The organism is Streptomyces naganishii JCM 4654 (assembly GCF_014650575.1).
Lineage (GTDB): Bacteria > Actinomycetota > Actinomycetes > Streptomycetales > Streptomycetaceae > Streptomyces > Streptomyces naganishii.
In genome coordinates, this window is sequence record NZ_BMVF01000013.1 from 165,456 (window position 1) to 178,832 (window position 13,377).

The following is a 13,377-nucleotide window of genomic DNA, read 5'->3' on the forward strand; positions in this document are numbered from 1 at the left end:
GGCACTGGTCCCGACAGGGTCGGTCAGGAGAGGATCTCGACGTACCCGTCGGTGCCGTGTACGCGGATTCGCTGCCCGTCGCGGATGCGCCGGGTGGCCTGCTCCACGCCCACCACGGCGGGCAGGCCGTACTCGCGGGCGATCACCGCGCCGTGCGTCATCAGGCCGCCCACCTCCGTCACCAGGCCCGCGATGCCGACGAACAGGGGCGACCAGCTGGGGTCCGTGCACACCGTGACCAGGATGTCGCCCGTCTCCAGTTGTGCCCTCGCGATGTCGAGGACGACCCGGGCCCTGCCCTCCACGGTCCCGGCGGACACCGACAGGCCGGTCAGGGCATCCGCCGGAACGTCGTCGCGCCGGTAGGCCCCGTTGAGGCACTCGCCGTCCGAGGTCAGCACCCGGGGAGGGGTGAGCGCCCGGTGCGACCGGAAGGCGTCCTTGCGCTGCTGGATGAGCCGGCCGTCCACCTTCTTCGAGCGCACCGCGTCGGCGAGTTCCTGGAGGGTGAGGTAGCAGACGTCCTCCTTCTCGCCGAGCACACCGGCCCGCACCAACCGCTCGGCCTCCGCGAACAGGGCCTGTTTGTAGAGGAAGTAGCGGCTGACGATGTCGTACTTGGGGTACTCCCGGTACCCGATGAAGGTCCGTACCCGGTCGATCATCCGCTTGGTCTCGTCGGCCTTGCGTTCCCCGTCCGGCAGGGCGCGGAGGCGTGACAGTACGTCCTGTTCCTTCTTCAGCGCCGCCTGGCGCCCTTGCTCGAAGCGCCGTTGGGCGGCGCCCGGCCCGAAGTTCCTGACGTTGTCGAGGATCGCCGGTACGAGCGTGGTGGGGCGCTCACGCCAGCGCGGCCGCGTGATGTCGATCTCGCCGGCGCAGCGCATCCCGTACCGGTCGAGGTAGCCCTCGATGGCCTCGCGCGCCTCGGCCCCGCCCGCGCGCTTCGCCAACTCGTCCAGGAAGCCCTCGGACGGCGAGCCCTCGTAGCGCGAGCCCCCGTCCTCGACGCCCCGCAGGAAGGCGACGACCTCGGGGTGCGGGCGGATCGCGTCCGCGACCTCGAGCAGATCCAGGCCCATCTGGGAAGTGATGTTTCCAGGGGCGGACAGGGTGAGTGCGTCGGCCGCGTTCTTCTCACCGAGCCATTCGTGCAGCTTGTCGTTGAGCCACCAGGTGGCCTCCATCCCCGCCATGATCGCCTGGATGTTCAGCGGATCGCTGAGCACCCGTTTGTGCTCCTCGAAGGCCGTCGGCAGGAAGTCGAACAGTTCCGGTCCGCTCTTCGTCCGGATGTCGCGTCCAAGGGCGGCGACGGACGCCTGGCTGCGCTCGATCAGCGCGGTGACGATGGCGGGATCGGTCTCGATCGGGGCGGGGGCGCCGCCGGCCGGCGGCCCGGCGGGGCCCGCGTCCGGGAGCGAGGGGACGAAGTCGCCGCGGTCGAGGACGGTCTCCAGCGCGTCCCTGACCAGCGGTTCGGATCTGCCCAGGAGGTCCAGCAGGGCCGCGCGGCCCGCGGGCGAGGCCAGGCGCCGCGTGACGTCGACGAACAACCTTCCCCCGGCGGCGTGCATCGGCACCATGGCGGTCCGCTGCCACATGGACAGCCCGAGGGGCTTCATGGCGTCGGTCATCATCTGCTGGTGGCCCACGGACACGTAGACGTGGTTGTCCGTATCGTCCCTCTCCGGGACGGGGAACAGCGTGGTGATGGGCCGGCTCTGGACGATGTGGAAGCCGTCGTCGGCCAGGCACCATTCGATGTCCTGCGGGCGGCCGAAGTGCGCCTCGATCCGCCGCCCGAGCCCTACGAGGCGTACGGCCTGCTCGTGCGTCAGCGCCGGCTGCTCCTGCCGCCGCGAGTCGAGGGCCACCTCCCGCGTGCCGCCGCCCGGCAGGGCGTGGACCGCGCGCCGCTTGGCGGCGATCGTCTCGGCGACGACTTCGCCGTCCCGCACCCTGAAGACGTCCGGGTTCACCAGGCCGGAGACCAGGGCCTCACCGAGGCCGAACCCGGCGTCCACGGTGGCGGTCCTGCGGTCGCCCGTCACGGGGTCGGCGGTGAACAGGATGCCGGCGGCACGTGGGAGGACCATCCGCTGCACGACCACGGCCATGGACACCGTGCGGTGGCCGATGCCGTTGCGCCGGCGGTAGACGACGGCCCGCTCGGTGAACAGGGAGGCCCAGCACCGGCTGATGTGCCGCAGGACCGACTCCGGCCCCACGACGTTCAGGTAGGTGTCCTGCTGGCCCGCGAAGGAGGCGGTGGGCAGGTCCTCCGCCGTCGCGCTGGACCGGACGGCGTAGGCGGCCCGGTCACCGTGGCGGGCGAGCGCGCTGGTGATCTGCGCCGCGAGGTCGTCCGGGACGGCGGTGTCCTCGATGGTGCGGCGGATCTCCGCGCTGAGCGTGCGGATCGCGTCCCGCTCGTCCACGTCCAGGCGCGACAGCCGGTCGAGCCGGTCGTCGATCGACGGCGTCCGCGCGATGATCCGGTGGAAGGCGTCCGTCGTCACGCAGAAGCCGGACGGCACGCTCACGTCCGCGATCCCCGAGAGCCGGGCCAGGTTCGCGCCCTTGCCGCCGACGGCGGCGGCCCGCCTGTCGTCGATCTCTTCGAGGTCCCACACATACTGCTCGATCACTGCGCACACCTTCCGGGCTGCCGTGCCGCACACTCGACGGCGTCACACGCCGTCCCCGCCGTTTTTGCAGGTCGCGGGCTCGGCCGACGATTGTGCGCCCGGACCGGGGCCTTGCCGCAAGCCCCCCGGTGCGCTATACGTTGAGAGTGGCAGGGAGATGGACTCTCCTTGCCTTCGCCATTTCCGGGCCGTGCCGGACGATCCACGCGCTGCCCAGGCCGATGACGGCGCCCGCGGCGACGTCACTGGGATAGTGGGCCCCGCTCTGCACCCGCTCCACGGCCACCAGGGCCGCCGGAATCGCGCACAGGACGCCGGCCAGGGGCCACACGGGAAGGACCGCGGCGGTGAACGCCGCCGCGGCCGCGGTGTGCCCGGAGGGGAAGGACGGCGAGTCGGGGCGGTCCTCGACCTCGTCGTGCGGCACCCAGTCCTTCGGCGGGCGCGGCCTGCGGACCAGGTGCTTGCACAGACCGTTGGAGACGGTCTGCGCCACCGTCAGCGCGGCCAGGGCCGACGCGGCGGCCCGTCGCCCGCGCCGGCCCCCGGCCAGCGCCATGACGACGGACACGCCGCACCACAGTTTGGTGCCCTCCGCGCACTCCTCCACCGCCGACAGGAGCCGGTGGGCACCCGGCGTCGTGCCTGAGGCCAACCGCTGGATGAGACGCCGGTCAGTCGCGCGCAGCTTCGTACAGAACTCCATGAACTGCGGTTGTCCCCGAGATCACCGGGCCATGCATCCGGGATCGCTCAGCCGTCCGACTCCGAGGACGGGATGTAGGCGCCGGGTACCTCGTCGGGGGCGTAGATCTGCTTCTCGCCGGGGTAGGGCTTGGTCCAGTTGTGCGTCTCGTACCAGGTGAAGTGGTTCATCTGGGCGGGGTTGGCGTAGTCGGGGACGGCGTTCGGGCCGGTCAGGCGCTGCTTGGCCTTCCACGCGTCCCACGTCGCCGCGAGGGCCCGCTTGCCGGCCGGTACCGTGGCCGACGGGGCGGCTGCCGCGCGGGGGTTCTGGGGCGCCGGGGTGTCGACGCCGCAGGGGGGCGGGGTCTTGAGGCCGCCGGTCAGCGGAGTGCGGTTGGGCAGCGCGTCGAAGGGCGTGTAGTCCGGGTGCCCGGTGAAGGCCCCGAGCATCGGGGTGGCGGCGCTGTCCTTCTGGTTCATGGGGCGGATGCCGAGGATCTGCTCGATGGTCCGGATCATCGTGATCTGGGTGTAGTAGTGGCTGTCGACCACCCCGTGGCGGGCCCAGGGGCTGATGATCTGGATCGGGGCGCGGTGACCGTCCACGTGGTCGAGGCCCGCCTGGGAGTCGTCCTCGACGACGAAGACCGCCGAGTCCTTCCAGTACTTGCTGTGGGAGATCTTGTCGATGATCCTGCCGGTGGCGAGGTCGTTGTCGGCGACCTGGGCGGCCGCGTTCGCCGGGCCGCCGGTGTGGTCGCTGGAGAGCCAGAACATGTTGAGGTTCGCGGGCCCGTTCTTCTCGAAGTCCCGCTTCCAGATCTCGTACCGGTAGATGTCCGGGACGCTGGTGTCGAACTTCGGGAAGCCGTGCACGGAGACGTCGTTGAGCGACGGGATCGGCGAGGAGGAGGACAGGGGGTAGGCGGTGTCCTGTCCGGTCGCCTCCATGTTCTTGCTGTCGCAGTAGAGGTTCTGCCAGCTCGCTCCGGCCGGTTTGGTCAGGAACTGCTGGAACTCCCCGAAGTCCCGCACGGACTTGCCCGCCGCCTGCGCTCCGGTCCACAGGAATCCGGTCCGCTGGTGCCCGAGCGCGTCGTCCTCGGTGTCGTAACTGCGCTCGTACTGACCGGCGGACGACTCGGTGTACTCCGGATTGTCCGCCTGCATCAGCCAGTTGTGACCCTCGGCGGAGTTGGTGCCGATGTCGTAGGTGTTGTCGTACAGTCCGAACTGCCGCGCCAGGGCGTGCTGGTTGGGAGTGACGTTCTCGCCGAACTGCGTCAGCGTGGGGTCGCCGTCGCCCTGGGGCATGTCGCCGAGGACCTGGTCGTAGGTGCGGTTCTCCTTGACGATCAGGAAGACGTGCTTGATCGTCGAGGGGTCGCCGAGCCGGCGCGGCACGGCGACCGGCCTCGCGTGGCTCCTGCCCTTGCTGAGCAGGACCGATCCGCTGTACCAGCCGTTCTGCCGGAAGACCTTGGCGGTCTGGGACCGGATGACCCGGTCGCTCGGCAGCCTGAACCGCTGCACGCTGGAGGTCGTGTCGTGGGTGCTGTGCCCGGCGCTGCCGGAGGGCCTGCGGGCGTCGATGCCACGGGTGTTGGAGACGACGATGTCGTCGCCGGCACTGGAGATCTCCGCGGGGAAGTAGTCCGTGGGGAGCAGGCCGACGTATCCGACCGGCTCCTGCGGTCCGCTGTACCGGTAGACGGCGACCGCGTTGGCGCGGCCGAGCGTCACCAGCAGGCGCCCGTCGTCGGTGAGCGTCACCGCGTCGGGCTCGTAGCCGACGGAGGCCTCCGGCCACGGCTGGGTGGAGATGGTCTGCACGACCTTGTCGCGCCTGGTGTCGATGACGGAGACGTCGTTGGTGGCGGTGTTGGTGACGAACACCGCGCCGCGCTTGGCGTACACGGCGGTCGGGTGCAGTCCGACGTCGATGCTGCGGACGGCCGCGCCGGGGTCCGTCACGTCGATGACGCTGACGGTGCCGGTGGTGGTGGCCGCGGTCACGGGGCTGGCGGGCACCTGGGTGCCGTAGGAGTTGATGGTGGTGTCACCGGGCCTCGCCGGGCGGCCGCCCTCGTTGCTCACGTACAGCCTGCCACCGGCCATGGCCATGCCCCGGGGGGCGTTGCCCACGGCCCAGCTGTGCTGGACGGTTCCGGTCGCCGCGTCGATGGCGACCACCCGGTTCTGCCCGTTGACCGCCGCGTACACGGTGGATCCGTCCGCCGAGAAGACCGCCGCGGCCGCCAGCGCGTGCCGGGAGCCGTCGGCCGGGATGGGAACGGGCACCGGGTCGGAGACGGTGCCGTCCGCGTTCACCGTGTACTTGGTGTAGCCGTCGGTCCGGCCCAGCCACAGCTGCTTGCCGTCGGGCGAGTAGGCCGGGCCTTCCTGGCCCACGTCGCTGCTCTGGCCGGAGACGCTGCTCTTGACGCGCTGGACGACCTCACCGGTTCGCAGGTCGACGACGACCAGCGCCGTCCCGCCGTCGGTGAGGGTGGCGGCGAGGTGGCGGCCGTCCGGGCTGACCGCCGACGACATGATCTTGCCGTCGTCGATGACGGTACGGCTGCCGTACGGGGCGATGTACTGGTCGCTGGAGACGACCTGGCCGTTCGCCGTCTCCTGGCCGACCTGCTGGGTGCCGAACTGGTGGGTCTCGGCGACGGCGGTGCCCGTGACGGCGAGGGCGACGGCGATGCCCGTGGTCACCAGCGTGGTCCGGCGGCCGGCGCGTCTGCCGAACGGACCGGTCCGCCCCTTGTCGTGAGCCATCTTGTCGTCGGTCGTCCGGCGCCGGCGTGTGACCTGCATGGAGTCATCCCTTCGAGGTGGTGGCGAGCAGTTCGACGTTGCCGTCGAACTGCCAGAGCGGGTTGGGCGCGTCCCCGGCAGGGGTGCGCACCAGGAAGTAGCCGTTCACTTCCTTCGGCCCGTCGCCGTCGGCGACGTACCGCCCGTCCGCGGTGATGTCGAGCTGGTAGACCGCCCTGCCGGGGGCCGTGACCCCGGGCAGGTACCAGGTGACGACGCAGCGCCAGTCGTTGCCCGCGCCCTCGGGGTCGGCCCGGCCGTCGCTCTTGTCGCACGCCGCCGTCGCCCTCAACTGGGCCTCGGTGACGGCGGGCCGGTGCAGTTGGCTGGTCTGCATGCGGTAGAGGTGGGCGAACGCCGTGGCGAGTGAGCGCTGCACCTTGTTCCGCTCGATGCCGGAGCCGGTGGCCGGGGCTCCGGCCGCCTGGGTGAGGATCAGGGTGGTCGCGGCCAGGAGCGCGGTCAGCGGCAGGAGTCCGGCGGTGAGGGCCCGGCGTCCGGAGCCGTCGTCGGCCGGGCCGGTGAAGTCCCGGCGCAGGAACAGCAGATAGGCGAGCGCGGTCGCGAGCAGGCCCCAGGCCAGGCCGACCACGACGCCGATGAGGAGCGGGCCGGTCTGGGCGGGGCTGGTGAACAGGCCGTTCCAGGCGGTGAAGGCGTAGCCGGGCAGGGCCAGGCGCACGGCGACGGGCAGCGGAAGCATCTGGGCGACCTGCGTGCCGAGCGCCACCAGCGCGGGCAGCAGCAGGCCCATCGGGGACCGCCCCAGCGCGACGGACCCGAGCAGTCCGATGCCGGCCAGGGCCAGCGTCGGGGCGAGGACGCAGCTCCAGGCGAGCAGGACCCGGCCGGCGGCGGTGCCCGGCGCCAGCAGATGGCCGTCGAGGCCGACCAGCGGGTGGTCGCCCACCGCCAGGAGCCCGCCGGCCGTGCCGGAGCAGGCCAGCCCGGCCACGAGCAGCATGATCACGGTCAGGCCGGCCAGCGCCTTCGCCACGAAGATCCGCCGGGGCGACCGTACGGCGACGAGCAGGTGGCGCCAGGTGCCGAGCCGGTCCTCCGAGGCGAACACGTCACCGGCGACCACCGAGGTCAGCAGCGGCAGCGCCCAGGTACCGGCGAAACCGAGGACCACCAGCGGTCCGGCCCACCCGGTGGCGTGCATCCAGCGGCCGAAGAGGGTGTCGGAGGGGAGCGTGCTCTGCCGGCTCACCCCAGCGACGAAGAGGGCGGGGGCGGTCCAGCAGGCCAGCACCAGCAGGCGTACGCGCCACTGCGCGAGGAGTTTGACGAGCTCGAAACGGTACGTGCGGGAGAGGGGGGCGCGGTGGGCGGGGGCGGCGGCGACTCCGGCGGCGGTGGTGGTGGTCGTACCGGTGCGGGTCGTGCCGACGGTGCCGCTCATCGGGCGGCCTCCTGCTGCTCGGTGAGGGCGAGGAAGGCCGCTTCCAACGGCGAGACCACGGGGGCCAGTTCGCGTACTGCGACACCGGCGTTCACCAGCCCGGCCACCAGTTCGTCGAGGGCGGGCACCAGCGCCCGTACGACCAGGACCCCGGCGTCGGTGCGTGGGGTGCCGGTGTCGTCGACGACGTGGATTCCGGCCGTGCTCGAGGCGATGCGGCGGGCGGCCGCCGGATCGGGGGTGCGCAGCCGGTAGTCGAGGGCGCGGTTCTCGGCGGCCAGTTTGCCCAGCGGGCCGGAGAAGACGACGCGTCCGGTGGCGAGGATGGTGACCTCCGAGCACAGTGCTTCGAGGTCGTCCATGCGGTGGCTCGACAGCACGACGGCGACACCGTCCGCGGCGAGGCGGGTCAGGACGCCGTGGACGTGCTTCTTGCCGGCCGGGTCGAGGCCGTTGGACGGCTCGTCGAGCAGGAGGAGCCGGGGCTCGGTCACCAGGGCCGCGGCGAGCCCGAGCCGCTGGCGCATGCCGAGGGAGAAGCCGCGGACGCGGTCGTCGGCCACATCCGTGAGCCCGACCTCCGCGAGCGCCTCGTCGACCGCCGCGGTACGGGACCGGCGCCCGCTCAGGGCGGCCACGGCGGCGAGGTTCTGCCGGGCGGTGAGCGCGGGGTAGAGACCGGGGCCGTCCACGAAGCCGCCGACTCCGCCGGGGGCGGCGAGGCCCCGTCCGACGGGTGTGTTCAGAATCTCGAGCGTCCCGCTGTCGGCGACGGCCAGGCCCAGCAGCAGACCGAGCGCCGTCGTCTTGCCGGCGCCGTTCGGCCCCACCAAGCCATGGATCTGACCGTGTGCCACGTCCAGATCGACACCGTCGAGGGCGATGACGTCACCGAAGGACTTCGTGACGCCACGAGCCCGGACCGCGAGGTGTGTGTCCATGAGCCCTTCCTTCGAAAACCCCATGGACCCTAGGGATTGCACATGATGCTTGGCATGTACAGGTGGTTGACGTTGGTGGAAGAACTCGTCAAGGGACGGCAAGCCGCGCGCCACCGGCAGGCGTTGCCCCGGAAGGCGTGGCCCGGCGCGCGGGATCGGGGCGACGGTGCGAGCGTGGAGGCGTACAGGAGGAGCAGGCCCAGCCCTCGCGCTGGACGAACGGGACGGAGCACGGTCATGGCCCGGGCGATCTGGTCAGGAGTGATCACCTTCGGGCTCGTAGCCGTCCCCGTGGGCCTCTACACGGCGACCGAGGACCACACGGTCCACTTCCACCAGTTGCAGCGCGGCACCTCCGACCGGATCCGCAACCGGCGGGTGAACGAACGCACCGGCGAGGAGGTCGCCGCCCGCGACATCGTCAAGGGCTACGAGATCGACCAGGGTCAGTACGTCGTGGTGGAGCCGGACGAGCTGGACGAGATCGCGCCGGGCCGCTCGCGCACCATCGACATCAGCGACTTCGTCGACCTGGAGGCGATCGAGCCGGTCTACTTCGACCGCACCTACTACGTCGCCCCGCGCGGCGAGGAGTACGGCAAGGTGTACGAGCTGCTGCGCGCGGCGCTGGCGGAGGCGAACAAGGCCGGGATCGCCACGTTCGTCATGCGCAGCAAGCAGTACCTGACCGCGCTGCGCGCCGAGGACGAGGTGCTGGTGCTGCAGACCCTGCACTGGGCGGACGAGGTCCGCGACCCGGGCACGGAGCTGCCCGAACTGCCCTCCGGGCGGGTGGGGCGCGGCAAGCAGCTGGACATGGCGCTGGAGCTGGTCGACGCGCTCAGCTCCGACTGGGACCCGTCCCGCTACCGCGACACCTACCAGGAGAAGGTGCGCGAGCTCGTCAAGGCCAAGGCGGAGGGCCAGGAGATCGCGGTGTCGGAGGAGCCCCCGGAGGCGACCAACGTCATCGACCTGATGAAGGTCCTCGAGGGCAGCCTCCAGGCCGCGCGCTCCGGCCGCGGGGAGCCGGCCTCCCGGACGACGGGGAAGACGGAGACGACGGGGAAGGCGGGGAAGGCGGGGAAGGCGGCGGAGGCAGGGAAGGCGGAAAGAGCGGGCAGGTCGGCGAAGGAGCCGACGCGCAAGGCCCCGCCCAGGAAGGCCGGGGCCTCGTCGGAGCGGGGCCGCCGCAGCGCGAGCACCTCCAAGCGCGAGCTGCAGGAGCTGAGCAAGGCGGAGCTGTACGAGCGGGCGAGCGAACAGGACATCCCGGGCCGCTCGAAGATGAGCCGCAAGGACCTCATCGACGCCCTCGCGGGCGGAAGCGGGGCCCGCGGCCGCAAGAAGAGCGCCGCCTGATTCAGACCATCACGGACCGCTCCATGCCCAGCCAACCAGTCGGCGGTTGTGCGGGGAGCCGATCCGCGGCGGCGCGGCCTAACCGCACTTGCGCTTCCAGCTGTGCCACTTGCCGTCCTTGAAGGTGTTGCAGTACGAGGTGCTGCCGGCCCAGACCGTCACGGCACGCCAACTGGCGATCCTGGCCCAGCCCCCCGTGTTGTCGGCGCGTCCGTGGCCCGGCATCTCCTTCCAGCCGTCGGCGGCGCGCCAGGTGTGCCAGATCGTGCGGTTGGCGGCGACGACGAACGTCTCGTCCGTCGTCCCGTTCCCGTCCCAGTCCACGTCCAGCACCCTGGTGCCGCACTTGTAGTAGCCCTTGTTGGCCCAGCGGGTGATGGCGCAGCTGCCGGCGGCCACGGCGTTCTCGCCCGCCGCGGCGGGCCGGACGACGGTCCGGTCGGCGCGGGCCGGGGCCGCCGTGGCCGCGACGGGGAGCAGGCCGACGGTCAGCCCGGCCAGGGCCACCGACATCCCCAGTCCGGCCATGTGTCGTGAAGGCATTTCGATCCCCCAATGTGTTGGTGCCTCCGGTCGGGTCAGAAGGCTACGAGGAAGAGGGCTGTCGCACGTGCGCCGTGGGGTGGAGTTCGCGGTCAACCTTCGGCGTAGGCGCGGGTAAACCCCGGCGGTAGGGCCGGGGGCCGATTCCGGGCGGGGGGTCGTTTCCGGGCGCGGGTTCGTTTCCGGGCGCGGGTTCGTTTCCGGGCGCGGGTTCGTTTCCCGGGGCGCGCGTGCGACGGCGCCATTTAGCGATTTGCCTAAATCCATTAGGTAACCGCATGATGGGTTTCGCCATGAATGCTGACCCTCACCTCATCACGACTCCCGTCACCGCCGCCCTCCTGCGCGGCGCCCTCGACGTCGAACGCACCGCGTACGGCCTGCTGCCGCACCGGCTGCCCGCGTGGGCGCGCCGACAGATTCCCGACGACCAGCTGGCCATGGCCGAGGCCCAGCCGTCCGGGGTGCGCGTGGTCTTCCGCAGCCGCGCCACCACCGTCGAGCTGGACACGCTGCCCACCAAGAGGGCCTACCGAGGTCTGCCGGCCCCGGCGGACGGCGTCCACGACCTGCTGATCGACGGCCGTCTCGCGGCACAGGCGACGGTGACCGGAGGCAACCTTCGCGTCATGGACGTGACCACCGGGTCCGTCGAGGTACGCGAAGGACCGCCCGGCACCGCCCGGTTCGCCGGGCTGCCCGCCCATGACAAGGACGTCGAGATCTGGCTCCCGCACACCGAGACCACCGAGCTGATCGCCCTGCGCACCGACGCTCCCGTCGAGCCGTTGCCGGACCGTGGGCGCAAGGTGTGGCTCCACCACGGCAGTTCCATCAGCCACGGCTCCAACGCCACCCATCCGACCGCCACTTGGCCTGCCCTGGCAGCGGCCCGCGGTGGAGTGGAACTGGTCAACATGGGGTTCGGCGGGGGCGCGCTGCTGGACCCGTTCACCGCTCGCGCGATGCGGGACACCCCCGCCGACCTGATCAGCGTCAAGCTCGGCATCAACGTCGTGAACGCCGACGTGATGCGTCTGCGCGCCTTCGTTCCCGCGGTCCACGGCTTCCTGGACACCATCCGCGAGGGGCATCCGACCGTGCCGCTCCTGGTGGTCTCCCCCATCCTCTGCCCGGTGCAGGAGGACACCCCCGGCCCCCTGATGCCCGACTTCGACGGCGGCACCCCGCGCTTCAAGGCCACCGGCGACCCGGCGGAACGCGCCGCCGGGCGCCTGACGCTCACCGTCGTCCGCGAGGCCCTGGCCCGGATCACCGCCGAGCGGTCGGCCGACGACCCGCACCTGCACTACCTCGACGGCCGCGAGCTGTACGGCGAGCAGCACTACGCCGAGCTGCCCCTGCCGGACGGGATCCACCCCGGCCCGGAGGGCCACCGACGCATCGCCGGGAACTTCACCCGGCTCGTCTTCGGCGCCGACGGCCCGTTCCGCTACGAGGCCTGAGACGAACCGGCGCCGCGTCACGGCCTCAGGGAGCCGCGGCGTCTCCTGACCGACCGGGCCGAGCGGCACCGGACGCCTCGACGCGGGACGCCGGCTCCGGCTCGTCGACGCCCGGGCGGGCGGTGCCGACGCGCGGCCGCGCGAGGACGCTGCGGCCATCGGCGTCACGCCCGTCCACGACACGGGTGCGGCCGTGCAGCCGCAGCGAGACGGCGGCCAGCGCGATCGCGGCCGTGGTCATCGCCGCCCCCGCCCAGGCCGTGGACGCGAAGCCGAAGCCGGCGTCGATCACCGCGCCGCCGAGCCAGGGGCCGCCGGTGTTGCCGAGGTTGAAGGCCGCGGTGGTCGTGGCCCCCGCCAGCGTGGGCGCGGCGACGGCGACGTTGAACATGCGCGCGTTGAGTGCCGGGGCGGTGTAGAACGCGGAGACGCCCAGCAGGAACGACAGGCCGACCACGGCCACCGGGCTCGTGGCGAACAGCGCCAGGGCGGCCAGCAGGACGGTCGACGCGGTGATGCCGGAGAGCAGCACGCCGAACAGGTGCGCGTCGGCCACCCGGCCGCCGATCGTCGTGCCGGTCAGCGCGCCGACGCCGAACAGCGCCAGAACGGTCGGCACCCAGCCGTCCGCCAGCCCGGCCACGTCGGTCAGCAGCGGGGCGAGGTAGGAGAAGGCGCAGAAGACGCCGCCCGCCGCGAGCGCGGTGATGGCGACGGACAGCCAGACCTGCCGGTCGCGGTAGATGGCCAGCTCGCTCTTCAGCCCGCTTCGCCGCTCAGACACCGGGATGTGAGGGATACGGGTCACCACGCCGACGAGCGCGACCGCGGAGGCGGCCCCCACGGCCCAGAAGGCGGCCCGCCAGCCGAGGTGTTCGCCGAGGAAGGCGCCGGCCGGGACGCCCAGGACGTTTGCGATGGACAGTCCGCCGATCATCACCGCCATCGCGCGGGCCCGGGCGGTGGCCGGCACCATCGCGATGGCGACGGCGGCGCCGACCGCCCAGAAGCCCGCGCACGCCAGCGCGCTCAGCACACGCGATACGAACAGCACCTCGTACGTCGGCGCCAGCGCGCCCATGGTCTGGCCAAGGCCGAACACCGCGAGGAGCGCGACCAGAGTGGTCTTGCGCGGCAGCCGCAGGGTCGCGGCGGCGAGCAGGGGTGCGCCGACCACCATGCCGATCGCGAAGGCCGATATCAGCAGGCCCGCCCGCGGGATGGACACCCCCATGTCGTCCGCGATGGGCGGCAGCAGCCCCGAGAGCATGAACTCGCTGGTGCCGAGCGCGAACACGGACACGGCCAGGACGTAGACGGCGAGCGGCATGCGGGGGGCAGCCGGGCGTGCGGGGGATGCGGGCATAACTGGTGCCAACCACACGTGACCTCGGCTCATTCCCGCCGCGCCCGGCGTCTCGGCCCTCGGACACCGCGTCCTCAGTGCCGCGCCAGACGCATTCTCAGTAGTCGCGTCCCGCCACGAACTGGCACGT

The 13,377-nt window shown here is 72.0% G+C and carries 9 protein-coding genes; 2 read left to right on the forward strand and 7 right to left on the reverse strand.

The genetic code is table 11. The features are described from left to right. Positions 1-23: 23 nt before the first annotated feature. The 5 genes from rph to IE217_RS23615 form a co-directional block, all read right to left on the reverse strand. A complete protein-coding gene (gene rph / locus IE217_RS23595; protein ID WP_190179916.1) occupies positions 24-2,651 on the reverse strand; it encodes a rifamycin-inactivating phosphotransferase in 2,628 nt (875 codons plus the stop codon). A 133-nt stretch (positions 2,652-2,784) separates the two neighbouring features. After that, positions 2,785-3,357 carry a phosphatase PAP2 family protein gene (locus tag IE217_RS23600; protein WP_190179917.1) on the reverse strand — a complete coding sequence of 191 codons (573 nt, stop codon included), beginning with the start codon at positions 3,355-3,357 and terminating at the stop codon, positions 2,785-2,787. A 47-nt stretch (positions 3,358-3,404) separates the two neighbouring features. Next, positions 3,405-6,164 carry a bifunctional YncE family protein/alkaline phosphatase family protein gene (locus IE217_RS23605; protein WP_190179918.1) on the reverse strand — a complete coding sequence of 920 codons (2,760 nt, stop codon included), beginning with the start codon at positions 6,162-6,164 and terminating at the stop codon, positions 3,405-3,407. A gap of 4 nt (positions 6,165-6,168) precedes the next feature. Beyond that, positions 6,169-7,569 carry an ABC-2 family transporter permease gene (locus IE217_RS23610; RefSeq protein WP_190179919.1) on the reverse strand — a complete coding sequence of 467 codons (1,401 nt, stop codon included), beginning with the start codon at positions 7,567-7,569 and terminating at the stop codon, positions 6,169-6,171. Then, complete coding sequence (locus IE217_RS23615; protein WP_190179920.1) at positions 7,566-8,510, reverse strand: ABC transporter ATP-binding protein; 945 nt, start codon at positions 8,508-8,510, stop codon at positions 7,566-7,568. The genes IE217_RS23610 and IE217_RS23615 overlap by 4 nt, the downstream gene beginning before the upstream one ends. Before the next feature lie 237 nt (positions 8,511-8,747). On the opposite strand from IE217_RS23615, the gene ku reads away from it, so the two are divergent. Next, a complete protein-coding gene (gene ku, locus IE217_RS23620; protein WP_190179921.1) occupies positions 8,748-9,872 on the forward strand; it encodes a non-homologous end joining protein Ku in 1,125 nt (374 codons plus the stop codon). A 78-nt stretch (positions 9,873-9,950) separates the two neighbouring features. Here the strand turns inward: ku and IE217_RS23625 are convergent, their stop codons facing one another. Continuing rightward, entirely contained in the window at positions 9,951-10,415 is a 465-nt protein-coding gene (locus IE217_RS23625) for a hypothetical protein (RefSeq protein WP_190179922.1), read from the reverse strand. Positions 10,416-10,708: 293 nt separating this feature from the next. On the opposite strand from IE217_RS23625, the gene IE217_RS23630 reads away from it, so the two are divergent. Further along, a complete protein-coding gene (locus IE217_RS23630) occupies positions 10,709-11,881 on the forward strand; it encodes a GDSL-type esterase/lipase family protein (protein ID WP_190179923.1) in 1,173 nt (390 codons plus the stop codon). Positions 11,882-11,906: 25 nt separating this feature from the next. On the opposite strand, the gene IE217_RS23635 is transcribed toward IE217_RS23630, so the two are convergent. Beyond that, positions 11,907-13,211: a Cmx/CmrA family chloramphenicol efflux MFS transporter gene (locus tag IE217_RS23635; protein ID WP_190179965.1), complete on the reverse strand. Its 1,305-nt coding sequence runs from the start codon at positions 13,209-13,211 to the stop codon at positions 11,907-11,909. Positions 13,212-13,377 lie beyond the last annotated feature (166 nt).